The organism is Streptomyces sp. SJL17-4, from assembly GCF_036826855.1.
In the GTDB taxonomy this organism is placed as follows: Bacteria; Actinomycetota; Actinomycetes; order Streptomycetales; family Streptomycetaceae; genus Streptomyces.
This window is the reverse complement of the sequence record NZ_CP104578.1, coordinates 2,180,287-2,205,813: the sequence shown is the minus strand read 5'-3', so window position 1 is coordinate 2,205,813 and position 25,527 is coordinate 2,180,287. Positions and strand designations below refer to the sequence as shown.

Below are 25,527 nucleotides of genomic sequence, written 5' to 3'. Positions count from 1 at the left end.
CGCTGTCTGTGCTTAGGCGCGCTGAGGTGGCCGAGGCGCTGGCTGCTGAGCTATAGGCCGCCACTGCCCCATCCCTTCTCGGTAGTGACGTTCCGTGACGCTAGATGAAGTGTCCGGTCCTTGGTGTGTCAGGGGCTGTACGGGCTCCAGTGTCCGAGAAAGGGCCCGAGATCGTCGGCTCGTGGTCGGGGATGTGGGGCAGTCGGTGAGTGCAGAGGGTCGAGGCGCTCCACACGCGTTGCTGTCCGGCTGATCCACCTTTCGGCCTCGGTGATCGACTGCTTCTGTGTATCTCGCACAGTCTCTGCTCGCGAGACGGGCGAGGGGGACTCGAAGGTGGTGCGCCTCTATGGAAGGTTGCCGCTGCCTTGGGAGCCCCGGCGGCTGAACCGATTAACTGAGATTGTAGATAACGTTGTCCTCAGATGTTCACATGGAGGGGTGGCGGCCGTCCGTCGCCTGGCGGGAGCCGAATTCAATGCGAATGACGGCCGGAAGGCCGCCGTCGCCCCACCTCCGAGCCGAGGCCATCATGGACATGATCCTGCAACTTGCGCCGACCTGGGGTGCCCCGTGTGTTCGCCGCGGGGCGGGGAGGAGCGGCTTGGTGCTTGCGCGGCGGCCGCAAGTTGCTCGCCTGGCGCGTCGACACGCCGCAGCCGCCCTGAGGAAGTGGAGATTGTCTCCGGAGGTGGTCGACGACATCGCTCTGATCGTCTCCGAGTTGGTGGCCAATGCCGACCAGCACACCGACGCAGGGCCGAAGGATCTGCGCCTGTCGATGCGCGGCGAACGCGTATACGTTGCCGTGCGGGACGCGTCCCCCTCGCCCCCGGTGCCTGCGACGTCACTCGGATCATGCGTCGATGTCGAACGAGGGCGCGGACTTGAAATCGTTCACGCCCTGGCGGAGGTGGCGGGCTGTCACCACTTCGAAGCCGGAAAGGTGATGTGGGCCCGGATAGGAGTTGCCCGGCCCGACGGTGTTGGTCCGAAATGCGGTGGTCAGCTGCCGGGGGAGGCGCCCCCGTTCGATCTCTGCTCTCCTGGATGGGTGCAGCCGACATCAATGGTGTGTGGCCCGGGGGATCGGATCAGGCCAGAGGTCGCTTCACGTCTCGCTCCGGGCGTGTGACTTAACCGGATCCGTTTCGCTCTAGACAACGTTGTCAACTTCTCGGCAGAGTGGTGCCTCGCACGGTTCGGAAGGTTCTGGAGAGGTTGGGCGGATGGTGTACGGAGCGCTGGACATCGGTGGTACGAAGATCGCCGGGGCGCTGGTCGATGCCGAGGGATGCGTGGTGGCGCGGGCGCAGCGGGCGACGCCCGCGCGCGGATCCGCCGAGGCGATGATGGCTGCGGTCAACTCGGTCGTGGATGAGCTGGCCACCCATCCGGAGTGGGCTTCGCTGTTCTGTCTGGGGATCGGGAGCGCCGGGCCCGTGGACACGTTCGCGGGCACGGTGAGCCCGGTCAACATCCCGGCCTGGCGTTCCTTCCCCCTGGTGGAGCGGGTGCGGATCCATCCTGCCGTCCCGACGGGCATGGAACCGGTGCTCGTCGGCGACGCGGTCGCCATGGCGGCGGCAGAACACTGGATCGGTGCGGCGAAGGACGTGGCGAACGCTCTGTGCATGGTCGTGTCGACCGGCGTCGGTGGCGGCCTGATCCTGGGAGGTTCCGTGCATGTGGGGACGACCGGAAACGCCGGCCACATCGGACACATCACTGTCGATCAGAACGGCCCCGAGTGTCCCTGCGGTGCCCTGGGGTGTGTTGAGCTCTATGCCAGTGGGACGGCGATCGCAGCCCATGCGCTGGAATCGGGCTGGACGTCTCCGGCCGGCCTTCCCGTCACCGCCCGTGAGGTCGAGGTAGCGGCCCGCGCCGGTGACCCGAGGGCGCTCGCCGCGTTCGACCGGGCCGGCCGCGCTCTGGCCGCCGCCATTGCGGCGACGGCCGCGCTCGTCGAACTCGACCTGGTCGTCATTGGAGGCGGGGTCTCCCAAGCGGGCGAGGTGCTGTTCGCGCCGCTGCGGCACCACCTGAAGTCTTACGCCGTCCTTGACTTCACCCGTGACGTTCCGGTCGTGCCTGCCGGGCTGGCTCTCGACGCCGGACTGATCGGCGCGGCCGCCGCCGGCGCCTCCTCTTCCGGACTGCCCCGTGTCGGAGTGGGCGCGAAGGGGCGGTCGGCCGTCTGACGTCCGGCCTTCACCGGTTGTGGGCGGGGTCGTCTCTTCATGCCTGCGTGCGCTGGCACAGAGCGCCCTTCGGGACGCTGTGGCGTCCCTGTCCCTCATCTCCCGTACGCACGTTAGAGAAAAGACCATGGACCTTCTCCACAACACCCTCCAGCCCTACGACTGGGGCTCCCGCACTCTGCTGCCGGAACTCATGGGCTTACCGCCCACCGGAGCGCCTCAGGCCGAGCTGTGGATGGGCGCCCATCCAGCTGCGCCCTCCCGGTTGTTCAGGGGCGAGGCCCTGGCACGGCTGGACCGGATTGTCGCTGAGGATCCGGAGGGCGAACTCGGCGCGGTCACCCTGCGCCGCTTCGGGCCCCGCCTCCCCTTCCTGGTCAAGCTCCTGGCCGCTGACGCGCCGCTCTCCGTGCAGGTGCACCCGGATCTCGCCCAAGCCCAGGCCGGATTCGCCCGGGAGAACGCGCTGGGCGTGCCCCTGGATGCGGTGCACCGCAACTACCGCGACGACCAGCACAAACCCGAGATGATCGTGGCTCTCACCCCGTTCCGAGGCCTTTGCGGCTTCCGGAGCCCTGAGGACTGCGCTGCTCTGCTCGACTCCCTGAGGGTGCCCGGGTTGCGGCCCTACATCGAGACCCTGCGCACTGTTCCCGAGCCGCAGGCACTCGCGCAGGTGTTCCGCGCCTTCTTCCGCCCGCCGGCGGACCTGCTCGTTTCCGTCGCCCAAGCGCTGGCCGTCGCGGCGGCAGGTACGGCCGGGGCTCACATCGTCGCCTACGATCGCATCGCTCGGGCGTATCCGGGCGACGCCGGACTTCTGTCCGCCCTCATGCTCCGCTATGTCGAGCTGAGCCCCGGTGAGGCTCTGTTCCTCGGAGCGGGAGTCCCCCACGCGTACCTCTCCGGGCTCGGGGTGGAGATCATGGCGAGCTCCGACAACGTCCTGCGGTGCGGGCTGACCTCCAAGCACGTCGACGCCGAAGAGCTGAGCCGGACTGTGCGCTTCGGCGCGCCGCCCACTCGCGTCCTGTCCCCTCGGGAGGAGGGAGAGGGTGAGGAAGTGTACCCGGCGCCGGTGGACGACTTCCGGCTGTCGCGGTACCTCCTCCGGGCCGGTGACCCGCGGCGGTGCGTGACGCTGGATGCCCCGCAGATCGTCCTGTGCACCGCCGGGACCATGAGCCTTTCCTCCACGAAGGAGAACGTCGACATCGGTCCCGGGCAGGCCGTGTACGTGCCGGCGGGCGCCGAGGCCGGACTGGAGGGCGCCGGCATGGCCTTTCGTGCCACGACGGGCACTGCCGAACGCCTCGGGTGAATGGAGAAGGTGGTCAACAAAACCACCACTAAACTTAACCGGTTATGTTCGGGCTATTGTTATCAGCCATCACGGCCCCTAGCCTCAACTCGGCCGCTAGGAAACGGCAGGGGGAATCGCTGATGGAAGAAGGCGACGTCCTGCATCGTGACTGCGGTTAATCCCCACTGTCCGGAACGAGCCGCAGCAATATCCGGGCAGTGGGGCCCGGCGGCGGTCCGCCCACCACTTGTGGGCCCGCCCGGCGTCATCGGCGTCGGTCAGCCGTGATCTCACTCCATGTCAGGCACCGCCGCGCCAACGTCTGTTTGGGGAGCGGCACCGAGTTGGGAGCACCACATGAACAGGACAAGGGTCTTCTCGGCAGCGACACTGCTCGCCCTCGCCGCTACGATCACCTCGGTCCCCGTCACCGCCCAGGCCGCCGAGCGCTCCGACGGCTTCCGCGTCGTGGACGGGCGGCTTGTCGACGCAACCGGCAAGGACTTCGTCCTTCGCGGTGTCAACCACGCACACACCTGGTACGCGGACCGTACCGGGCAGTCCCTCAGCGACATCAAGGCGCTCGGCGCCAACTCGGTCCGAGTGGTCCTCTCCACCGGCACCCGCTGGACGAAGAACGACGCCGCCGACGTCGCGACCGTCGTCTCCCAGTGCAAGGTCGATCGGCTGGTATGTGTCCTGGAGGCCCACGACACCACCGGCTACGGCGAGCAGAGCGATGCCGCCTCCCTTTCCGAAGCCGTCGACTACTGGCTGGAGGTGGCGAGTGTCCTCAAGGGGCAGGAGAAGTACGTCATCGTCAACCTCGGCAATGAGCCCCACGGCAACGCCGGCTACAGCGCCTGGACACAGGACACCAAGGCCGCCATCGGCCGGCTGCGTGCGGCCGGTTTCGACCACACCTTGATGGTCGACGCGCCCAACTGGGGCCAGGACTGGTCGGGCACCATGCGCGAGAACGCCCCTGCCGTCTTCGCCTCCGACCCCGACCGCAACACCGTCTTCTCCATCCACATGTACGGCGTGTACGACACCGCCGCCGAGGTCGAGGAGTACCTCGGCAGCTTCGTCGACCGCGGACTGCCGATCGTGGTCGGCGAGTTCGGCTACGACCATTCGGACGGCAACCCCGACGAGGACGCCATCATGGCCACCGCCCGCCGGCTGGACCTCGGCTACCTCGGCTGGTCCTGGAGCGGCAACGGCGGCGGCGTCGAGTACCTCGACCTCGCCACCGGCTTCGACGCCGACCGGCTGAGCGCCTGGGGCGAGCGCCTCTTCAACGGTCCCGACGGCATCCGCCAGACCTCCCAGGAGGCCGGCGTCTACCGGCGCGGTTGCTCGATCACCTACCGCCTCGACGACTGGGGCACCGGCTTCAATGCCGACATCACCGTCCGCAACACCGGTGAGCAGGCCCTCAAGGGCTGGAAGCTCGACTTCTCCCTCCCGGCCGGCACCACGGTGAACTCCGCCTGGAACGCCTCCGTCGACCAGACCGGGCGGCAGGTCCGCGCCACCAGCGAGTCCTGGACCGAGTCCGTACCGGTCGGTGGGGCTGTGAGCTTCGGTATCAACGTGGCGGGCGCCGGCGCCGTGCCCGGCTCCTTCAGCCTCGACGGCGTTCCCTGCGCCAAGGGCTGACCTTCGTACCGCACCCGCCGCACCGGGTGCGAGAGGAGCGGGTTCCGCCGGCACGTCCCTGCCCCGGAACCCGCTCCTCCTCCGTTTCCACGCCTCCCGAGAACCAGGCACGATGTTGGGGGGCTGCCCGCACGGGCAGCCCCCCAACATCGTGCCTGGTTCTCTAAACACGCGGCGGCGGGCCCGTCGACCCTCTCGGAGTCAGGGACGGGGTGGGGACCTGGCGGGCGCCCTTGTGGGTGCCTTCGACGATCCCGAAAAGGGTCCGGGCGACCTCTTCCCCGAAGTGGTGTACGTCATGGCTCATCGCGGACAGGGGCGGGTGCGTCAGCCGGCACAACTGCGAGTCGTCCCAGGCCAGGAGGGAGACGTCGTCAGGGACCGACAGCCCCATCTCCGAGGCGACCGCCGCCCCGGCGACGGCCATGATGTCGTTGTCGTACACGATCGCCGTCGGCCGGTCCTGGGACATGAGGAGACTGCGGGTGGCCCGGGCCCCTTCCTCTCCCACGAAGCCGGTCGCCACCTGCCGCCCTCCGCCCAGGCCCAGCTCGGCCATGGTCGCCTCGAACGCCGCGGCGCGGATGCCGCTGTGGCCGAGGCCGGCGGGACCGCCGACGCGGGCGATGCGTCGGTGCCCGAGCGCAGCCAGGTACCGCACCGCCTCGGCGGCTGCGGAAGCGTCGTCGGTCCAGACCGACGGGAACCCGCCGGTCAACGACGGGTGCCCCACGGCCACCACCGGCATGCCGAGGGCCCGCAGCGGCGGTACCCGCGGGTCGTCGTGGTGGAAGTCGACGAGGATCGCCCCTGCCACCGTCCGGCTGCGCCACCATTCCCGGTAGAGCGTGCTCTCCTCTTCCAGGTCGCGGACGAGCCTGAGAAGGAGAGAGCAGGAGCGCTCGGCGAGGACGTCCTCGATGCCGGATATGAACTCCATGTAGAAGGGCTCCAGGCCGAGGAGCCGGGCCGGCCTGCAGATCGCCAGACCGACGATGCCCGCCCGCTGGCCAGAGAGGTTGCGCGCGGTCTGGTTCGGGCTCCAGCCAAGTTCCCGGGCCGCAGAGAAGATGCGCTCCCGAGTCGCGGGGGACACTCCCGGACGGTTGTTGAATGCGATGGACACCGCGCCTTTGGACACCCCGGCCAGCGCAGCGACGTCGTTGATCGTGACACGCCGGCCGGGGGCACGAGAAGCTGGGGCGCTCACACCGCTCCGATGCTGAACAGGGCCCCGCGCACGGCCTCCGGGTCGTCGCCCGCCCAGCCGCGCACCTTGATCCGGACCTCCTCGCCCGGCAGCAGGGTGACCAGCCCGTGGTCGGCGCTCGCAGCCGGGGCCAGCCGGTCCGCCTGGAGCAGGAGGTCCCGCATGAGGGTGTGAGCGGCGACCGTCACGACCGAGTCGCCGTTCCCGGTCGGCTCGACATGGACGTCGTACACGGGCACCGGGTAGGCGAAGTCCTTCTCGAAGACCGGCAGGTGGACCGTCCGCAGGCCGTCCGCGTCTACCACCAGGAGCTCCTTTCCGGAGTCGGCCTCGGGCAGCAGCGACGCCGGGACGACCATCCGCACCACCGTCCGGGCCGCGGCCTCCAGGTCGAGCGAAACCTCCTTCAGCACGGTGCCGTCCGCGGCGACGCGGCGCAGGACGACCGTGGTGCGCCACGTCGTACCGGACTGGTTGTCGAGGGCGAGTACGGGACCCTCCTCGGTGGGCACCAGGCTCAGGAGCCGGTCGGCATAGACGCGGCGCAGCTCGTGGTAGAGCGGCTTGAGGTGGCCGTCGCCGTCGATGGCGGCCCAGGAGCTGACCGGCCAGCAGTCGTTGAGCTGCCACACGACTGTGCCCGCGCAGACCGGCCAGTGGGAGCGCCAGTGTTCGATGCCGGCGGCGACGGCGCGCGCCTGGACGACCTGGGCGAGGTAGTGCCAGCGGTCGAAGTCCCCGTCAGGCAGGCCGAAGTGGTGCTCGATGCCGCGGTTCAGCTTGCCGTTGCCGTCCTCGGCCTTCTGGTGGTGCAGCATGCCGGGGGAGTCGGGGGCGAGGTCCTCGCCGGGCAGGGCGCGCCGCAGGGTGCTGATCGCGGGCGGTGCCTGCCAGCCGAACTCGGCGCAGAAGCGGGGGACGTCGGCCCGGTATTCGGCGTAGTCCTGCCGGTTCCAGACCTCCCACGAGTGGTGGGTGCCGTGCCGGGGGTCGTTGGGGTGGTGGTCCCAGGAGCCGGACCAGGGGCTGCCGGCGGTGTAGGGGCGGGTGGGGTCGAGTTCGGCGACGATCCGGGGGAGGATCCCGAGGTAGTAGCCCTCGCCCCAGGAGTCGCCGGCCAGCGGCTCCTCCCAGTCCCAGTCGCGGAAGCCCCACAGGTTCTCGTTGTTGCCGTTCCACAGGACGAGACTGGCGTGCGACATCAGCCGGACAACGTTGTCGCGCGCCTCCGCCTCCACCTCCCCGCGCAGCGGCTGCTCCTCGGGGTAGGCGGCGCAGGCGAAGAGGAAGTCCTGCCACACCATCAGGCCCAGCTCGTCGCAGACGTCGTAGAAGGCGTCGTCCTCGTAGATCCCGCCGCCCCAGATCCGTACCAGGTCGATATTGGCCTCGGCAGCCTGGGTGAGCCGGGTGCGGTAGCGCTCGGGCGTGACCCGGGAGGGCAGGACATCGTCGGGGATCCAGTTGACGCCTCGGGCGAAGATCCGCACCCCGTTGACGACGAAGGTGAAACCGGTGCCGTGCGCATCGGCGGCGCGGTCGACGGTGACGGTGCGAAAGCCGATCCGCCGCGACCAGGAGTCGAGCGGCGCGCCGTCCTCGTCCAGGAGCTCGACATCGAGCCCGTAAAGCGGCTGGGGACCGTAGCCCCGTGGCCACCACAGTTCCGGCTCGGGCACGTCGAGGCGGAGCACCGTCTCCGTGCCCTCGTAGGAGGTCTCGGCGGTCGCCCCGGCCACCGTGGCGCGCAGGGTGAGCGGGCGGCCCCTACTGCTTTCGGTGCGGGTGGTCCGGATGCGCAGTTCGACGCGACCGGTGGCGCCGTCCACGGTGACCAGCGGGCGAACCTCGGCGAGCCGGGCGGTCGACCAGTGTTCGATCCGCACCGGCCGCCACATGCCGGCGGTCACGACAGTGGGTCCCCAGTCCCAGCCGAAGGAGCAGGCCATCTTGCGGATGTACTGGAAGGGCTCGGGGTAGACGTTCGGCCGGTCGCCGGTGAGTGCCCGGACCCGCTCGGCCTCCTCGTACGCCGAGTCGAAACGCACCTCCAGCGTTCCGGCCCGTCCCGTGACGTCGAAGCGGTGGACGCGGTGCATGTTTCGGGTCGAGCCGAGGGGCACGCCGTCGAGCAGGACCTCGGCGGCGGTGTCCAGGCCCTCGAAGACCAGCTCACTCCTCTCGTGCCCGCCATTGCCGGTGGCGAGTTCCCTCGTGTACGACCACGCCCGGCGCCCGACCCAGGCGATGTCCGTCTCGTTCTGCCCGAGGAACGGGTCCGGTATCACCCCGGCGGCGAGCAGGTCGGTGTGGACACAGCCGGGCACTTGCGCCGGGAGCAGTGCGCCCTCGTGGCGCAGGCTCCACCCCTCGTGCAGCTGGGTGACGTCCTTCATGGTGTGCGGCTCCAATCGCCTGGCATTGGGCGGGATGCATGTACGGGCCGACAAGTTAGCCCCACATTTACTTAACTGTCCATGAACCGGTGAAGCACAAGCTGTATGGCGCGTGATGTGGCAAGCGCAGGGCGTCATTGCTCCGCGACAGTCGGCCAGCTCGGGTAACGATTAGGCATCACGCTGGAAATCAACACTTTACCGGTTCACGACTGGCTGACATAGTGCCGTCATCCCACCGATGACCTGAGCCGTGACTTTGAAGGAGTTGGGCCATGGGGCACAAGAAGACGACTGCGCTCTCGGGCGCTGTGCTGGCCGCTGCGATGCTCGCGCTGTCGGCGTGCAGCGGAGGAGGCAGTGGCGTCACGGGCGAGGCGGCCACCGCTCCGTCCGACGCGAAGGAGGTCTCGGGCAAGATCGAGGTCCTTACGCAGCGGACCGACCTCGTCAAGAACGGCACCCTGAAGAAGTACGCAGCGGAGTTCAACAAGATCTACCCCAAGGTCAAGGTGTCCTTCGACGGCATCACCGACTACGAGGGGGAGGTGAGGATCCGCATGAACGGCAAGGTGTACGGCGACGTGCTCTTCATCCCCGGCGCGGTGGCCAAGAACGACTACCCGAAGTTCTTCGCGCCTCTCGGCACGACCCAGGAGATGTCGAAGTACCGCTTCAGCGACAAGACCGAGGTGGACGGCAAGGTCTACGGCGTCGCCCAGTTCGGCACCGCCAACGGCTTCGTCTACAACAAGGCGCTGTGGAAGAAGGCCGGGATCACCACCTGGCCCAAGTCCCCGCAGGAGTTCCTCGCGGGCCTGAAGGCCATCAAGGACAAGACGGGCGCCACCCCCTACTACACGAACTTCAAGGACGGCTGGCCGCTGACCCAGTGGACCAGCAACCTGGGCGGCGTCGGCTGTGACGCCCAGGCCAGCAACGCCCTGGCCGGCCCGGTCTCCCCCTGGAAGGCCGGCAGTGAGATGAACACCATCGACACCCTGCTTCACGACATAGTCAAGCAGGGCCTGTCGGAAAAGGACCCGACAACCACGAACTGGGAGTCCTCCAAGGCGCTGCTTGCCGAGGGGAAGATCGGCACCATGATGCTGGGCTCCTGGGCGATCACGCAGATGCAGCAGGCCGCGAAGGAGGGTGGCACGGATCCGGCGGACATCGGCTTCATGCCCTTCCCGGTCCAGAACGACGGGAAGTTCTGCGGGGCCCTGGTCTCGGACTACCAGCAGGCCGTCAGCATCTACTCCGAGAACAAGCCCGCGGCGCGTGCCTGGGTCGACTGGTTCACCGAGAAGTCGGGCTTCGCGGAGAAGGAGGGCGTCGTCTCCGCCCTGAAGTCCGCTCCTATGCCCGCCACGCTCAAGGAGTTCGTTGACAACGATGTCACGTTCTTCGACCGGTCGGAGGCCAAGACGGCCGCGGTCAACGACATCGACGAGGCGGCGGAGATCGGCCTGAACAAGCAGGACTACCGCCAGAAGCTGGTCGACACCGCGCGCGGGGTCGAGAAGGGCGACATCGAGGACTTCTTCGCCGGCCTGAACAAGAGGTGGGACGAGGCGGCGAAGACCGTCGGCGACTGACGACCGACGGAGCGGGCCCCGGCCGTACGACACCGGCCGGGGCCCCTGGACCTTCCGCAGTCGCGGACACGAAAGGCCGACATGACCGAGAAGACCGACACCGCACGAGAGAGCGCCGTCATGACAGGGCGATCCGTCACGGACAAGACAGACACGGGAAGCCACGGCCGGCCAGGGCGCCGGCCTGCCGGCCGCCGACGCGCGCCCTCGGCCGGACGGTCCCGCTCCTGGAGGGATTCGCCTCTACGGAAGATCACGCCCTGGCTGTTCCTCGCAGCCCCGCTCGCGCTGTTGATCACGTTCACCTACGTTCCGGTGGCGAGCATGATCTCGTACAGCTTCACGGACTGGGACGGAGTGAGTCCGGACCGGGAGAATGTCGGTTTCGACAACTATGTTCAGATCTTCACGCGTCCCGAACTCTTCCGGGTCTTCTTCGTCAGCGGCTACTACCTGGCCGCCTCCGTGGTGCAGATCGCCGTCGCGCTGTACTTCGCGGTGGTCCTGAGCTTCAACCTGAAGTTCCGGAACCTCTTCAAGGGGATTCTCTTCTTCCCCTATCTCATCAACGGTGTCGCGATCGGCTTCGTGTTCCTGTACTTCTTCCAGGACGGAGGCACGCTCGACTCGGTCCTGTCCTGGTTCGGTGTGACCACCGACCATCCCTGGCTCGGTGATCCCACCTCCGCCAACATCTCCCTCGCGGGCGTCTCGGTCTGGCGCTTCACCGGCTTGAACTTCGTGCTTTTCCTCGGAGCCATCCAGTCCATCCCCGGCGAGCTCTACGAAGCGGCCGAGCTGGACGGCGCCGGCAAGTGGAAGCAGTTCCGGCACATCATCGCGCCCAGTATCAAGCCCGTCATCAGTCTCAGCGTCATCCTGGCGATCTCCGGCTCGCTGTCCGTCTTCGAGATCCCGTACATCATGACCGGCGGCGCGACCGGCACCCAGACCTTCGTCATCCAGACGATCAAGCTCGCGTTCCAGTTCAACAAGACCGGCCTGGCCTCGGCCGCGGCCGTGGTGCTGCTCCTGATCATCCTGCTGATCACCTGGATCCAGCGCCGGCTCGTGCCCGACGACAAGGTGGACCTCGTATGACCCCCGATCTCGCCGCAGCCCCGGCGCCCACCCGCGCCTCCAAGCGCCGCCTCCCCGTCGGAACGCTGCTGACCTACTTGTCCCTGATCGTCGCCGCGGTGGTGGTCCTGCTGCCGCTGACCGTCATCCTCCTCACCTCGCTCAAGACGTCGAAGGAGGTCAGCGACGGCGGCGCCCTGTCCCTCCCCGGGAACTGGCTGAACTTCGACAACTATGTGACGGCGTTCACCGACGGCAACATGCTCATGGCCTTCGGCAACACCGCCTTCATCCTCTTCTTCTCCATCGGCGGCACCGTGATCATCGGTTCGATGACCGCCTATGCCGTCGACCGCTTCGACTTCCGGGGCAAGAAGCTCGTCATGGCGGGCTTCCTCATCGCCACACTGGTGCCCAGCGTCACCACACAGGTCGCCACCTTCCAGGTGATCGGCAGCTTCGGGCTCATCGACACCCGATGGGCACCGATCCTGCTCTACATGGGGACGGACATCGTCTCCGTCTACATCTTCCTGCAGTTCATCCGGGGCATCCCCATCTCCCTGGACGAGGCCGCCCGGCTCGACGGAGCCAACACCTTCACGATCTACCGGAAGATCATTTTTCCGCTGCTGAAGCCGGCGATCGCCACCGTCGTCATCATCAAGGGGATCACCACCTACAACGACTTCTACATCCCCTTCCTCTACATGCACTCCGAGGACCTGGGGACGATCTCCACCGCGCTCTTCCGCTTCAAGGGCCCCTTCGGAGCGCACTGGGAAGCCATCTCGGCCGGGGCGATCCTGGTCATCCTGCCGACGCTGATCATCTTCCTGCTGCTGCAGCGCTGGATCTACAACGGCTTCTCCCAGGGAGCCACCAAGTAACAGAGCAGTGCCGTGCCGCGGGGGCGGACCGCACGAGGGGACGGCCCGGCCCCCGTGCGGCGCTCCCGTAAACGAAAGGTCAGCGCGGGACCGGCTCCGGGGCAGGGGTGGAGGTGCTGCCCCGGGGCGCGAAGTGCGCGTACCCCTCGCGCATGTCGCCGACATCCTCTCCGCCGATCAGGGCGAGCAGCGCGGTCGCGGAGCGAGCACCGTACGCGGGGATGTCACGGGTCACCGCCGACAGCATCGGGCGCACCACCTGCGTCAGTGGCGACTCGTCCCATGCCACGACCGACAGATCGGCCGGGATCGACAGACCCAGCTCCTGCGCCACCGACAACGCGGCCACCGCCATGATGTCGTTGTCGAAGACGATCGCCGTGGGCCGCTGTGGTGCGATCAACAGCGCCCGCGCGGCCCGTGCACCCTCGTCGCCGGTGTAGTCGGTGTGGATCACCCTCGCCTCGGGGATACCGGCTTCCTGACAAGCCTTTGCGAGCGCCGCGTCGCGGACCGCTGTGTGCGCAAGTCCGGCCGGGCCCGCCACCCGCGCGATCCGCCGGTGCCCCAGCGTCGCCAGGTACCGCACGATCTCGTGGACGCTCTCACCGTCGTCGGACCAGATGGCCGGCAGACCACCGGCCACCTCCGGCGGACCGATCGCGACCGCCGGCAGGTCCATGCCGCGGATGGCGTCGACCCTCGCGTCGTCGGTCTGCAGGTCCATGAGGAACACCCCGTCGACCCGCCGCTCACCCCACCAGCGCCGGCAGACCTCGATCTCCTGCGTCTGGTCCGTCACGATCTGGAGCATCAGCGCATACGTGTGCTCGGCGAGCACCGCCTCGATACCACTGATGAACTCCATGAAGAACGGCTCCACCCCGAGCGTCCGCGCTGGCCGCCGCACGACCAGCCCGACCGCCTGCGCGCGCCCGCCGGTCAGCGCCCGGGCGGCACTGTTGGGACGCCAGCCCAGTTCCTGGGCGATGTTCTTGACCAAGGCACGCGTGGCCTCGGAGACTCCGGGCTGGTCGTTGAGTGCGTACGAGACCGCCACCTTCGACACGCCCGCCCGACGCGCGATGTCCGCCATCGTCGGCCGTTTCACTGCCACCCCAGCTCCATCCTGAACCCTTGATACCCCGACCTTACCGCCGGTTCATGCGCAAAGCGGCGGCTCCCTGCGGGCCCGATGGGCGGGAGATCCGCGCGCCGACAGGGCTTCGGTGACGAGATGTTCAACCCAACTGACTTTCCGGGAAGGCCATTTGAAAGCATTGACATGCCCCTGAGTCATCTCTACGGTTCCCCTCTGAGTTAACCGGTTAATTGCCGCTCGGGTGAGCCGCCCCGCAGACGACCGGATTCTTCTCCAGCTCCCTCCGGACGAAAGGGAATCCCCATGAACGCATCCCCCCGCCCCGCCCCACCGGTGAGACGAGCGGGTCCCCTGACTCTGCTCCTCGCAACGGTCCTGGCCCTCGTCGGTCTCCTAGTCGTCCGCCCGACCTCCGCCGCCGCCGACAGCACCGACTCCTTCGTCACCCGCTGTGGCATCCGCTTCTGCCTCGACGGCAAGGAGTACTACTTCGCCGGCGCCAACGCCTATGACATGTTCACCTTCGGGGCCGGCTCGGGCGACACCGAGACGCAGTACATGGACAAGGCCCGCATCGACACCCACTTCGCCCGCATGGCGGCCGACGGCGTCGACGTCGCCCGCGTCTGGATGTTCAGCCACGAGAGCTGGCACGGCTTCGAGGAGCGCGAGGGCGAGTTCAACGAGCAGCAGTACGCCGCCTTCGACTACATCATCGAGTCGGCCAAAGCCCACGGCCTGCGCCTGATCCCCGTGTTTGAGAACTACTGGGAGGCATACGGAGGCATCGACACCCGCCTGCGCTGGGAAGGTCTCTCCGGCGGACACCCGGCCCGCGCCGCCTTCTTCGACAAGAACCGCTGCCCCGGCTGCTTCACCTCGTACAAGGACTCGGTCTCCTACGCGCTCAACCGCACCAACCACTACAGCGGCGTGAAGTACAAGGACGAACCGACGATCTTCGCCTGGGAGCTCATGAACGAGCCCCGCTACGAGGGCCAGAGCGCCGCAGAGAATGTCGACGGCACCACCCTGCGCGCCTGGGTCGACGAAATGGGCTCCTTCGTGAAGTCCATCGATCCGAACCACCTCCTCGGCGCCGGTATCGAAGGCCACGGAACGAAGTACGGCTTCGGCGGCGACTCCGGCAACCCCTTCGTCCACATCCAGAAGTCCCCGTACATCGACTTCACCTCCGCCCACCCCTATCCGACCGAGCACTGGGCGGACCTCGGCATCGAAGAGACCAAGAACCTCGTCCGCGCCTGGATACGCGACTCGCACGAGGTCGTCGGCAAGCCCTTCTTCATGGGCGAGTTCAACGTCCACAACGTCGACCGCGCACTGTGGTGGAGGGAGATCTACACCGCCTTCGAAGAGGCCGGCGGCGACGGCAGCGCCTTCTGGTGGTACCAGGACCGCAACATCGACGGGAAGTTCGGTGTCTCTCAAGGCGCCCCCGAGCTCGCCGTCTTCCGCGCCCACTCCGACCGCATGGCCGCGAAGAGCGGGCTCCCCGGCTCCACTCCGTCCCCGACCCCCACCGACCCGACCACGCCGCCCACCCCCGGACCGACGGACCCCACGACCCCGCCCACCACCCCGGCCCCGGCCGACTGCACCGTCGCCTACACGCTCTCTGACTGGGGCATCAGCTTCAACGGCAGCGTGACGATCCGCAACACCGGTGGCACCCCCGTCCAAGGCTGGCAGCTGGCCTTCACCTTCCCCGGTGACCAGCGGATCACCCAGACGTGGAACGCCGTACCCGCCCAGAACGGGCGGGCCGTCACCGCGAGCAACCCGTCCGGCTACAACGCCACCATCGCCCCGGGAGCCAGCGTGAACTTCGGCTTCAGCGGCACGTCGGCAGAGGGCACCAACGGGGTGCCGGCCGCGTTCACTCTGAACGGGAAGACCTGCGCCACCGCCTGACCGTACACACCGCAGCAAAGGGGTGCCCACGCGCGGGCACCCCGCCTTGTCATTCCCGCATAGGGGACCTCATGGACATTCTCGCTTCCACCCTTCTCCACCCTTCTCTGCCGCCGCTGCCGGCACGCGCCCTCACCGGCTCGCTGTAACCCATGCCTGCTGCGGAGGAATGCGTACACGGCCGAGCCCGCCCCACACTCCGGGTGTTGTCCGCAGAGCTTCTTCCCGACCGGGCAGGGCCGGTCGCGTCGTACGCGACACGACGCACGCCGACTCGTGCAAGAGCGTGTGGCAGGGGACTACCGGCCACCCTGGCCCCGCACTCCTGCGCACTCTTCCGGCTCACTTGGAGCGATGTGAACTCGTGCGGGAGACCGGCGGTTTAGCCAGGGTTTCGCAAATCTTCCGAGCGGTCCGACCAGTGCTGGAATCGGAGGGCCCGCGCGCCGCATGCTTCTACGAGAGCACGCCGCCGTCCTCGCCCCAGGAAGAACCAGGTCGTCTCACGGCCGCAGGACCGGGCTGCCCTCGTACGGCAATCGTTTTGCCCTGTCCTGCACCCGCCACCAGACGCGGACACGGTGAGAGGGGCGGTCGGCCCCGACGAAGGAAGCCCGTGGAAGCCATGAATCACAGCCCGCTCGACCACCGTTACCGAGGCGAACATCCGATCCGCACCGTCCACTACCTCTTCCGGCCCGATCGCACACGGCTTGCCGGGGCTGCCGCGGTCTTCTTCGCCAAACACGCGCCTGTCTGGCTGCTTCCGCCGGTGACGGCGAACGTCATCGACGTCGTCGTCGAGCACCGGCCGATCTCCGAGCTGTGGTGGAACTGCGCCGTGATGCTCACGGTCCTTCTCCTGAATCCACCGCTGCACCTGCTGTACGTCCGCTGGATGCACGGCGCGATCCGCCGACTCGGCCGTGACCTGAGGTCCGCCCTCGTGACCCGCATGCAACAGCTCTCCATCGGCTTCCACAGCCGCACCAGCTCGTCCGTTCTGCACGCCAAGGTAGTCCGGGACGTCGAGGCCCTGGAGACAGGGCTCCAGCAGACCGCGGACAACGGACTCACTGCCGTCGCCACACTGGCGGGCGGCCTCGCCGTCATCGCCGTCGTGACCCCGGTCTTCCTGCCGGTCTTCCTCGTCCTCGTTCCTGTCGCTGTGCTGCTCATCGGAGCTCTACGCGCCCGGCTCGGAGAAGGGAACACCTCCTACCGGCGCTCGGTGGAGCGCATGTCCGCCTCCGTCAGCGACATGACCACCCTCATCCCCATCACTCGCGCCCACGCCCTGGAGCGCACGGCTCTGGGCCGCGTAGGCCGCGAGCTCGACCGGGTGCAGCAGGAGGGGACCCGGCTGGATCTGCTTAACGCCCGCTTCGGATCGCTCTCCTGGGTGGTCTTCAACGGGCTCGGCACGGGCTGCCTCGTCGGCGCTGCGCTTGTCGCCTACTACGGATGGACGTCCGTCACTCCGGGCGAGGTCGTCATGCTCAGCGCCTACTTCTCCACCCTCACCGGCGCCGTCACGAGCCTGCTCGCGCTCGCCCCGGTCGTGGGCAAGGCGGTGGAGTCCCTCAAGTCCGTCGGCGAGGTCCTCCAGGCGCCTGATCTGGAAGTCAACGACGGCAAGCGGCAGGTGGATTCGGTCGCCGGGGCGTTCCGGTTCGAAGGCGCCGGCCTCACCCATGGCGACAGCGACGAGCCCGCCCTGAGCGAGGTCGACCTCGACGTCCCTGTCGGCACCACCCTCGCGATCGTCGGCGGCTCCGGCGCGGGGAAGTCCACACTGCTCAACCTGGTGCTCGGCTTTCACCGACCTACGATGGGACGGGTACTCCTCGACGGTGAGGACATGGCCGGGCTCGATCTGCGAAGCTTCCGCAGGTTCGTCTCCGTCGTCCCCCAGGAGTCCGTCCTCTTCGAGGGGAGCATCCGGGAGAACATCACGTACGGCATGGAGCGCGTCGACGACGCGACACTCCGGCGAGCCCTGCACGACGCCAATGCGGCCGAGTTCGTCGATGCGCTGCCGGACGGTCTCGACACCGTGGTCGGTGAGCGCGGCACCCGGCTCTCCGGCGGCCAGCGCCAGCGCCTCGCGATCGCCCGGGCCCTCATCCGCGATCCCCGGGTTCTGGTGCTGGACGAGGCCACCTCGGCGCTGGACGCCCGATCCGAGGCGCAGGTACAGGAGGCGCTCGCCTGTCTTGTCGCTGGCCGGACGGTCTTCGTCGTGGCCCACCGTCTGTCCACGATCCGGCGGGCGGACCGGATCGTCGTGCTGGAGCGGGGCCGGGTGGTGGAGTCCGGCAGCCACCAGGAACTGCTCGCCCGCGACTCGGCCTACGCCCGCCTCCAGGCCACCCAGCTGGCCTGACTCGTGGCACGACGCGGGGGTGCCCTCCCGCCGCTGAGGATGGGAGGGCACCCTGTTGCTCAGTGGTCGGCGGTGCTGCCACGGACGACGCAGGAGTGGTTGCTCTCCCAGCCCCAGCCGTCGCCGTCGGGGTCGGAGGAGCCGCCGTTCACGCAGTACGGGTATCCGTTCGGAGCGGTGCCACCGGTATCACCGCCGGATCCGGTGTCGGCGGCGCTGCCCCGGACGACGCAGGAGTGGTTGCTCTCCCAGCCCCAGCCGTCGCCGTCGGGGTCGGAGGAGCCGCCGTTCACGCAGTACGGGTATCCGTTCGGAGCGGTGCCGCCGGTGTCACCGCCGTTGTCGCCTCCGCCTCCGCCTCCGAAGATCGTGGCGCGGGCCGAGGTGGTGGAGATGCCGTCGGCGCCGTTGAAGAACCGGTTGCCCCAAGCGGTCAGGGAGCCGGCGTTGAAGCCGCTGACCATGTCCAGGTACTCGACGCCGCTGCCGTTGCCGCTCCAGGACCAGCCGAGGTAGCCGACGCGCAGTGAGCGCGCGGTGGCCATGATGGCGTTCTCGTCGGGGTTGCCGTCGCTGTGGTTGTCACCGAACTCGCCGACCACGATCGGCAGTCCGTTGTTCACGAAGTGGTTCAGGTAGCCCTGAACCTCGGCGGCCGTGTCGTACACGCCGTACATGTGGATGGAGAAGATCGTGTTGCGGCGCGGGTCGGAGGCGAAGACCGAGGCGGCGTTGTTCCGCATCGTGTTCGACCAGTCCTGTCCCCAGTTCGGGGCATCCACCATCAGCGCGTTCTCGATGCCAGCACCGCGGAGTTTGCCGATGGCGTTCTTGGTGGCGGCGGTCCAAGCGGTGTAGCCGCTGTTGCCGAAGGGTTCGTTGCCGATGTTGACGACGACGTAGTCCTCCTGGCCCTGGAGAGCGCTCTTGACACCCACCCAGTAGTCGGCGGCCTGGTCGAGGGTGGCGGCGGCACCGTCCTCACCGTAGCCAGTGGTGTCGTGCACCTCCAGGACGCAGATGACCTTGTTGGTCTTGCAGTCGCCGATGATTGACGACACCTGGGAGGCGCTGGTCTCCGTCCAGCGGTCGCCGCTGGACAGGACGACGCGGACGGTGTTGGCGCCCTTGGCGGCGATGTCGGCGATGGCGTCGGTCTCGCCCGGATACCAGGCGTGCGCGTGGTTCACCCCGCGCATCACGAACTCACTGCCGTTGGCCTCGTAGATCCGGCCGTTGCTGACGTGGATGCCGCTGTCTGCGGCCTGGGCGGCTCCGGTGGGGCCGAAGACGGGCAGCAGCAGTCCGGCGACGCCGGCGAGGGCGCTGCCCGTTGCCGTGAGCCACGTCCTGCGCGGTGACTTGGTCATGCCTCTCCTCGTGAGAAATGGGGATAAGCCCCGTCCGCGCAGAACTCTAATGACGAGACAACGTTGTCAGAGTCCGATGACCGAGCCGCTGGTCTGCCCGCCGGGGGTGTCCACCATGAGGCACCCGTGGCCAGATCCATGTCAAGCACGGAGAGAGCTTTTATTGCGATGAGGTAAGACATTCAAGTCGGTTCAGTAAATTCCTACTGAACATGTAGTTGCTCCTATGGCTCTGCTGTCGAGCGTCAGGCGCTTGTCTAGTGAACCGTGGTACGTCGATCTGAACCACCGCGGCAGGCCTCGCTCTGGTGAGAGTCGGCGACGTAGGGGATCCGTCAAGGTCGGCCAAGTCGCTGTGGGCGCCAGGCGTCAGGACGCCGATGCGGCTTCCGCAGGGCCTACCTCCGGGCGTTGCCGGGTTGCTTGCCGGCGGGCTGCCGGTGGTGCAGAAGAGCGCTCGACGGTCTGGGTGTCGGGGAAAGCCGGCCCGCCTTCACCGCTAGAGCTGGTTCGGTTGGACTTGGAGGGCATCCCGAGCAGCGCCGACGCAGACGCACTCTCCGCAAGGGCAGTCCCGCTCGCCGACCCCGGCCGGCGAACAGCCGGGGCCGAGCCGGGCTTGATCGAACCATGGTTCCAGAGGACCCCTGTCCGTTTATCTGCCTCGGGAGACCCGCCAGCACTCTCTGGTGCACGTCAGAAGTCGCCCGGAGCGCTCACAGTGCACGCAACGCACATTGACCTTGAGTCCCTTTTGTGCCTCGCGAGCCTCTGATCAGCTGCTTTAATCAGTCTATTCTTGGCTCTACATCTTTTTTGTGACCCACCATGTCGAGTGTGTCGCGATCCTTGAGCCTGCTGAAAAGGGCCGCTGACCTGGCGTTTCTCCGAGTGTGCGTTATGGGCGTTACGTGCGTTAGGTGCGATATCTTGACGCATATTCGACGCACGTGACGCACGTTTGACGCACGGACGGCACGGTTTCTGATGGGTCGTCATGTGGGCTTGGCGACCACCGAATGGAGCCCTCGGCTGTCTGCTCTTAGGTACGCCGAGGTGGCCGGGGCACTGGCTGCTGAGCTGTTGGCTGCCCCAGCCCCACCCGCTTCTCGGTAGTGACACTCCGTGAGGCTAGGCGGGGTCCGGTCCATGTTGCGTCAGGGGCCGTATGGGTTCCATGCCGAGAAAGGGCCTGAGGGCGTCGGGTCGGTCGTGCCACAGCATGGCAAGGCCGGGGTAGCGGCCGATGCAGGGAAAACGGCGTTGGGTGTCTCCCGGCAACGGAGGATCCCGCTACTCAAGCTCCCGGAGAGATCGCATACCCCGCTGATGACTCGTGGGAGAGGCCCCGGCGGATGCCTGGCCCCTCGCACGTTGCTCAGCCGTCAAGAGCTGTCCGGCCTTCCAAGCCGAAGGTGAGGGGCCCGGCAACTCACGTGCCAGTCCCGCTCCTGCTCCGTGCCTTCTCGAACTCGGACACCGGGTCACCTCCGACGCTCCAGGGCCAGATTGTGACCATGCCGTTGATCGCCTCGAAGACCGGGCGGGCCTCGCCGCGCCGCTCGGCGGCCGTCAGTGCGTAGGCCAGCAGGTTCAGGTCGGCGAGGGCTGCCGCGTGGTGGAAGAACCCGGGCTGGGCCCAGGTGTGTGCCGCACGGTCGAGGGCCTGAGCGGCCGATGCGTGGGCCCAGTGGTTGCGTGCCATCAGCGCCTCGACTCCGCCCAGGGCGAGGACGGAGTGGTACTGCAGTACCTGGGCGGTCAGCTCGGTGGCCGCGCAGGGCGCGTTCGTGGGTATGCGGGCGCGGATCGCGTCGACGAAGTCCAGTACCTGGCTGCGCGATCCCATCTCCTCCGGCCCCAGATAGCGCAGCATGCTCAGATACGCCTCGCGGTTCCAGCGGTCGCGGGCCAGCACCTCGTTCCACAGGCCGAACACCTCCGGCTGACTGCGGCGCTCGAGCCGTGAGAGCCCCAGCATGACCACCCAGGGAGTGGGGTCCTCCGGCGCCAGTTCGGCGGCGCGCAGACAGCTGTCGGCGATGCCGGCAGAGTCCTCCAGGCGTCCCCGGGAGCGTCCGCGTTCGAGCTGCGCCCAAGCGGAGAGGATGAGCGCGGTCGCGTTGCGCGGCTCACGAGAGGCCCAGGCGCGGGGCCCATGCGATTCGGACAGGCGGTACGCCAGCACGGAGAGCTGATGGGTGCGGCGGTCCCAGTCGGCCCGGCTCTGGTTCAAGAGACGGGATATCTGGGCCATGTACAGGTCCGTTGTCCCGAGCGCGCCCGTATTCGGCGTCGCCTGGAGGGACTTCAGCAGCCGGCCGAGAGCGGCGTCGTCGAATTCCAGGGCAATACGCGCTCGTCTGCGGCGACTTGAGAGAAATGCCATGCACGGAGGCTAAAGGTTACGAGCCGTTACGCAAGGCGTGCGCTGAGATCGTTACCGATTACACCGTGCAATCTATGCGTTACTCGTCGGTATGTTGAGGCGGGTGCCCCCGAATCTCGGGTGGCCAGAAACGGGTGAGCATGCCGGTGGTCAGTGCATCCACTGCGACCTCGGTGGTGTCGGCGCGGGCGGCCCCGGCGCAGGCCACGTGACGCCTTCATGCCTCACAGGCATGTTAATCAACCCTTCCAAGTATTTGAGGCTATGGCTGATTGGTCGCATTCTTATTTCACCGGAACTCTTGGTTATCGGAGACCGAATCTCCGTCGACTTTCCGGGTAAAACGCATCCTTCGATTGGCTGGTGTTCCCGCATGGCCCGCCCCCTGCCCTTGATCCTCGCCCAGGCGCCCGGTCGCCCGGCCGACGACCTCGCAGGCTTTACCGCCGACGTAGAGCGGCGCGTGAAACTGCGCGCACCTGGCGCCCTCGTCGTCTACCCCGAACTGCACCTCGGCGAGAGCGCCCCCGGCGTCCCGGCCGACCCGGAGCAGGCGGCCGAGCCGCTCGACGGCAAACGCGACGCGGTCTTCGCCGAGCTCGCGGGGGATCTGGGCATCTGGCTGGTACCCGGCAGCGTCTACGAGCGAGGCACCGGCGACCGCGTCCACAACACGACACCCGTTTATTCGCCACAGGGCGAGCGCCTCGCCGCGTACCGCAAGATCTGCCCGTGGCGCCCGTACGAGACGACCGCACCCGGCAACCGGTTCGAGGTCGTCGACCTCGCCGGGGTCGGCCGCATCGGACTGTCCATCTGCTACGACACCTGGTTCCCGGAGATCTCCCGCCACCTGGCCTGGATGGGCGCCGAGCTGATCGTCAACGTGGTCCGCACGCCGACGAGCGACCGCGCACAAGAAGTCGTCCTCAACCGCGCCAACGCCATCGCCAATCAGGTCTTCGTCGCCAGCGTCAATTCCGCTGCCCCCTCCGGGATCGGCCGCAGCCTCGTCATCGATCCCCAGGGCACGGTGCGCGCCGAAACCGTCGATGCCGGCGACTCCACCCTCACCGACGTCATCGACCTCGACGAGGTCAGCAACGTCCGCCGCTACGGCACCGCCGGCCTCAACCGGATCTGGGACCAATTCCGCCCCGGCGACCCAGCCCTCGACCTCCCGCTGTACGGGGGCCGCATCGACCCCGCCACCTGGAACGCCGCCCACCCCACCGAGGAGCCACGACGATGAACAGCGAGACCACTGGGAACAGCATGAGACTGAAGGGCGACCTGAGCCTCTTCTCCGTCGTTCTGTTCGGCCTGGCCTACATCTCCCCTGGCATCGTCGTCACCATGTTCGGTGTGGTCGCCGCCACCAGCGGCGGCGTGGCCCCCACCGCGTTCGCCGTCGCCACCCTCGCGATGCTGCTCACCGGGCTGAGTTACGCGAAGATGGCGCGCGCCGTGCCCGGCGCGGGGTCGGTCTACACCTACGCCCGCAAGATGCTCGACAGTCGCATCGGTTTCCTGTCCGGCTGGGCGATGCTGCTCGACTACTTCTTCATCCCGATGGTCGGCTGGCTGATCACGGCGATCTACTTCAACGCCCAGTTCCCTGACATACCCAAGTGGGTCTGGCTGATCGTCTCGGTGGGCATCACCACCGCCATCAACATCTTCGGCATGAAGCTCGCGGACCGCGTCAACAAGGTCCTGATGTTCATCGCTCTGGGGTCGCTGGTCCTCTTCGCCACCCTGTGCGTCGTCTTCCTCGGCGAGCACGGCTCGTCCGCCTCCGCCACGGACGCTCTGTGGAACTCCGGCACTTCGATCGGCGCGGTCACTGCGGCCGCTGCCATCGCCGCGTACTCCTTCCTCGGCTTCGACGCCGTCTCCACACTGGGCGAGGAGGCCAGGGGCGGGGCGAGGACGATCGGCCGCGGCATCATCGGCTGCGTCATCGCCGCCGGAGCGATCTTCATCGTGCTGTCCTTCGTGATGCAACTGGTTCACCCCGGCGCGACGTTCATTGACGTCGACGCGGCCGCCTACCACCTGAAGGTCCAGGTCGGCGGCGAGACGTACGCCGAGATGATCAACTTCGTCACCATCGCCGGATCCATCGCCTCCTGTATTGCCCTGCAAGCCTCCGCCGCCCGGCTCATGTACGTCATGGGACGCGACGGCGCACTGCCCAAGGCGATCTTCGGCAAGCTGTCGGGGAAGACCGGCACGCCCGTCCTGAACCTGCTGCTGACTGCGGCCGCCGGTGTCGTCGCCATGAAACTCGACCTGACCACAGCCACCTCGTTCATCAACTTCGGCGCCTTCCTCGGCTTCGCCCTGGTGAACGTCTGCGTGATCGCCCACCTGGTCCGAGAGCGCAGAGACGGCCGCACCCCCAACCTCTTCTCGTACCTGGTGATGCCGGCCATCGGCGTCGGCGTCTCCCTCTACCTGCTCACGAGGCTCGATGGCGTTGCACTCCAGATCGGCGGCGTCTGGCTGGCGATCGGCGTCGTCTACCTGGCCGTCCTGACCAAGGGCTTCCGCCGACCCGCACCGGAGATGACCTTCGACGACGACCCCGCGGCCACGGACAGAGCCACCGTGTAGCGATCCCTCCCGATGCGAGGAGACGACGATGCCCACGACAACTGCTGAACTTGTGCATGACCGGACCCTCGGAGACCTGCTGATCCAGCGCGATGTGGTGCTCGACGGCCTCGATGCTCCGCAGCGCGCCGCCCGTACCGTCCTGGCCGACGTCCTGGACGGCAAGGCGGAGGATCAGCTCTTCGACGCCATGCTGGTGGCCAGCGAACTCATCGCCAACGCCATCCAGCACAGCAGCGGCGCGGTCCTCATAAGGGTTGAGGCCTACGAGTTCGGTGCGGCATTGGGCGTCGTCGACCGCGGGGCCGACATCACCGCCGTCCCCGTCCGGCCTTCGAACTCGTCTGTCGACGAGGCGACGGTGGCCGCGAGCGGGCGCGGCCTGTTCATCGTGGACAGCCTCGCCAGCGCCTGGTCAGTCGAGGAGACCGAGAACGGAAAGATCGTCATCGCCGTACTCGCCCTGACGGCAGGCCCCCGTCGTTGACCACCCTCGATGACCACTCTCGAGGAGAACCTCTCCGTGGAGGAGCTGGACCTCTACGTTCTGGAGTCCGGGGACTTCGGTCCGCTTGACCGCTGCCCGGTCACCGGGACCGGCCAGATGCCGTCGCCCTACCGGCGAAATGCCGGGCCGCCGTGCGGAGTGCGTCCCGCTCGGTCGCCGGCTCCCGCTCCCTTGTCTCGAGCTCGGCCCCCGAGCCTCCAACTGCCGGATGTGCTCGACCGGGTCTGTGGACGAGGCCGTCTGTCCGGCCAGGCCGGCCGGGCAGACGGCCTCGGACGTGGCAACGGCGGCGACGCGGCCGTTGCCGGCCACGCGGCACCCACTCACGCAGGGTGGCCCGGTCGACGCCCAGGTCGGTGGCGATGTTCTTGTACGTCGCCCCGGGCGTGGACTCGTACAGGGCCATGGCGCCGGACCTGAGTCAGTCCGGGTAGCCCTGACCGCCATCGGCGGTCTTTTTGTTTTTGGGATCATGCGGATCCCTTTCAGCGTGTCCGACGCGCAGGGGGACATCCCCATCCGCCTCGCGGACGGTCACCCGATCTGTGCCCAGGCCTTGAGGACCTGACCCGCCCGCCCTCGGCCACGTCGGCGGCCGGTCCGGCACTGCCGGCCTGGAGGATGCCGCTCAGCCCGGCGCGGCGCAGGCTCGCACGGCGATCTCGCTCTGCCGCTCCCCGTCACCGGACGCCATGCTCCCAAAGCCGATGAAGACGGTCCGGGGCCCGGGGGCAGCGGCAGGCGAGGGCGCAGTCGTGCGACAGCAGGGGCATGTGGTGGCGGGCACGAAGAGGCGCCCCGGCCTCTGGGGAGAGGCCTGGGCGCTGCTCGGACTGCCAGGTCGTACGCGCCGAGCCGGAGTTCCTTGG

At 67.9% G+C, this 25,527-nt stretch carries 16 protein-coding genes and 1 pseudogene; 11 read left to right on the top strand and 6 right to left on the bottom strand.

Annotated features, from left to right (window positions below; translation table 11 throughout):
• Positions 1-1,229 precede the first annotated feature (1,229 nt).
• The 3 genes from N5875_RS09520 (at position 1,230) to N5875_RS09510 (ending at position 5,172) form a co-directional block, all read left to right on the top strand.
• On the top strand, positions 1,230-2,204 hold the full coding sequence (locus N5875_RS09520; protein WP_338493005.1) for an ROK family protein: 975 nt from the start codon (positions 1,230-1,232) through the stop codon (positions 2,202-2,204).
• A gap of 127 nt (positions 2,205-2,331) precedes the next feature.
• A complete protein-coding gene (gene manA, locus N5875_RS09515) occupies positions 2,332-3,525 on the top strand; it encodes a mannose-6-phosphate isomerase, class I (protein ID WP_338493002.1) in 1,194 nt (397 codons plus the stop codon).
• 339 nt (positions 3,526-3,864) lie between these two features.
• A complete protein-coding gene (locus N5875_RS09510; RefSeq protein WP_338493000.1) occupies positions 3,865-5,172 on the top strand; it encodes a cellulase family glycosylhydrolase in 1,308 nt (435 codons plus the stop codon).
• 163 nt (positions 5,173-5,335) lie between these two features.
• Here N5875_RS09510 and N5875_RS09505 read toward each other — a convergent pair whose 3' ends face one another.
• Both N5875_RS09505 and N5875_RS09500 read right to left on the bottom strand, forming a co-directional pair.
• Complete coding sequence (locus N5875_RS09505; RefSeq protein WP_338492997.1) at positions 5,336-6,382, bottom strand: LacI family DNA-binding transcriptional regulator; 1,047 nt, start codon at positions 6,380-6,382, stop codon at positions 5,336-5,338.
• Complete coding sequence (locus N5875_RS09500) at positions 6,379-8,778, bottom strand: glycoside hydrolase family 2 protein (RefSeq protein ID WP_338492994.1); 2,400 nt, start codon at positions 8,776-8,778, stop codon at positions 6,379-6,381. Before N5875_RS09500 ends, N5875_RS09505 begins: the two co-directional genes overlap by 4 nt.
• A 275-nt stretch (positions 8,779-9,053) precedes the next feature.
• On the opposite strand from N5875_RS09500, the gene N5875_RS09495 reads away from it, so the two are divergent.
• The 3 genes from N5875_RS09495 (at position 9,054) to N5875_RS09485 (ending at position 12,349) form a co-directional block, all read left to right on the top strand.
• Positions 9,054-10,379 (top strand): ABC transporter substrate-binding protein, encoded by a 1,326-nt coding sequence (locus N5875_RS09495; RefSeq protein WP_338492992.1) that lies wholly within the window; start codon positions 9,054-9,056, stop codon positions 10,377-10,379.
• A gap of 81 nt (positions 10,380-10,460) precedes the next feature.
• Positions 10,461-11,480, top strand: a complete 1,020-nt coding sequence (locus tag N5875_RS09490) for a sugar ABC transporter permease (RefSeq protein WP_338492989.1) — start codon at positions 10,461-10,463, stop codon at positions 11,478-11,480.
• Positions 11,477-12,349 (top strand): carbohydrate ABC transporter permease, encoded by an 873-nt coding sequence (locus tag N5875_RS09485; protein ID WP_338492986.1) that lies wholly within the window; start codon positions 11,477-11,479, stop codon positions 12,347-12,349. Before N5875_RS09490 ends, N5875_RS09485 begins: the two co-directional genes overlap by 4 nt.
• A 79-nt stretch (positions 12,350-12,428) precedes the next feature.
• On the opposite strand, the gene N5875_RS09480 is transcribed toward N5875_RS09485, so the two are convergent.
• Positions 12,429-13,460, bottom strand: coding sequence for a LacI family DNA-binding transcriptional regulator (locus N5875_RS09480; RefSeq protein ID WP_338499125.1), 1,032 nt, complete (start codon positions 13,458-13,460; stop codon positions 12,429-12,431).
• Positions 13,461-13,754: 294 nt separating this feature from the next.
• Between N5875_RS09480 and N5875_RS09475 the strand changes: the two genes are divergently transcribed.
• Complete coding sequence (locus N5875_RS09475) at positions 13,755-15,386, top strand: cellulose binding domain-containing protein (protein WP_338492983.1); 1,632 nt, start codon at positions 13,755-13,757, stop codon at positions 15,384-15,386.
• Between the two features lie 625 nt (positions 15,387-16,011).
• Positions 16,012-17,772, top strand: coding sequence for an ABC transporter ATP-binding protein (locus tag N5875_RS09470; RefSeq protein ID WP_338492980.1), 1,761 nt, complete (start codon positions 16,012-16,014; stop codon positions 17,770-17,772).
• A 59-nt stretch (positions 17,773-17,831) separates the two neighbouring features.
• On the opposite strand, the gene N5875_RS09465 is transcribed toward N5875_RS09470, so the two are convergent.
• Both N5875_RS09465 and N5875_RS09460 read right to left on the bottom strand, forming a co-directional pair.
• Positions 17,832-19,142 (bottom strand): cellulase family glycosylhydrolase, encoded by a 1,311-nt coding sequence (locus N5875_RS09465; protein WP_338492979.1) that lies wholly within the window; start codon positions 19,140-19,142, stop codon positions 17,832-17,834.
• 1,432 nt (positions 19,143-20,574) lie between these two features.
• Positions 20,575-21,531: a hypothetical protein gene (locus tag N5875_RS09460; protein WP_338492977.1), complete on the bottom strand. Its 957-nt coding sequence runs from the start codon at positions 21,529-21,531 to the stop codon at positions 20,575-20,577.
• 373 nt (positions 21,532-21,904) lie between these two features.
• On the opposite strand from N5875_RS09460, the gene N5875_RS09455 reads away from it, so the two are divergent.
• The 3 genes from N5875_RS09455 to N5875_RS09445 are packed head-to-tail and all read left to right on the top strand — an operon-like array spanning position 21,905 to position 24,637.
• On the top strand, positions 21,905-22,783 hold the full coding sequence (locus N5875_RS09455; protein ID WP_338492974.1) for a carbon-nitrogen hydrolase family protein: 879 nt from the start codon (positions 21,905-21,907) through the stop codon (positions 22,781-22,783).
• The gene (locus tag N5875_RS09450; protein ID WP_338492972.1) at positions 22,780-24,150 is read left to right on the top strand and encodes an APC family permease; all 1,371 of its coding nucleotides are present in this window, start codon (positions 22,780-22,782) and stop codon (positions 24,148-24,150) included. Before N5875_RS09455 ends, N5875_RS09450 begins: the two co-directional genes overlap by 4 nt.
• 28 nt (positions 24,151-24,178) lie before the next feature.
• Positions 24,179-24,637 (top strand): ATP-binding protein, encoded by a 459-nt coding sequence (locus N5875_RS09445; RefSeq protein WP_338492970.1) that lies wholly within the window; start codon positions 24,179-24,181, stop codon positions 24,635-24,637.
• A 608-nt stretch (positions 24,638-25,245) separates the two neighbouring features.
• Here N5875_RS09445 and N5875_RS09440 read toward each other — a convergent pair.
• Positions 25,246-25,385: pseudogene (locus N5875_RS09440) on the bottom strand (glycosyltransferase); the annotation flags it as partial.
• Between the last annotated feature and the right edge of the window lie 142 nt (positions 25,386-25,527).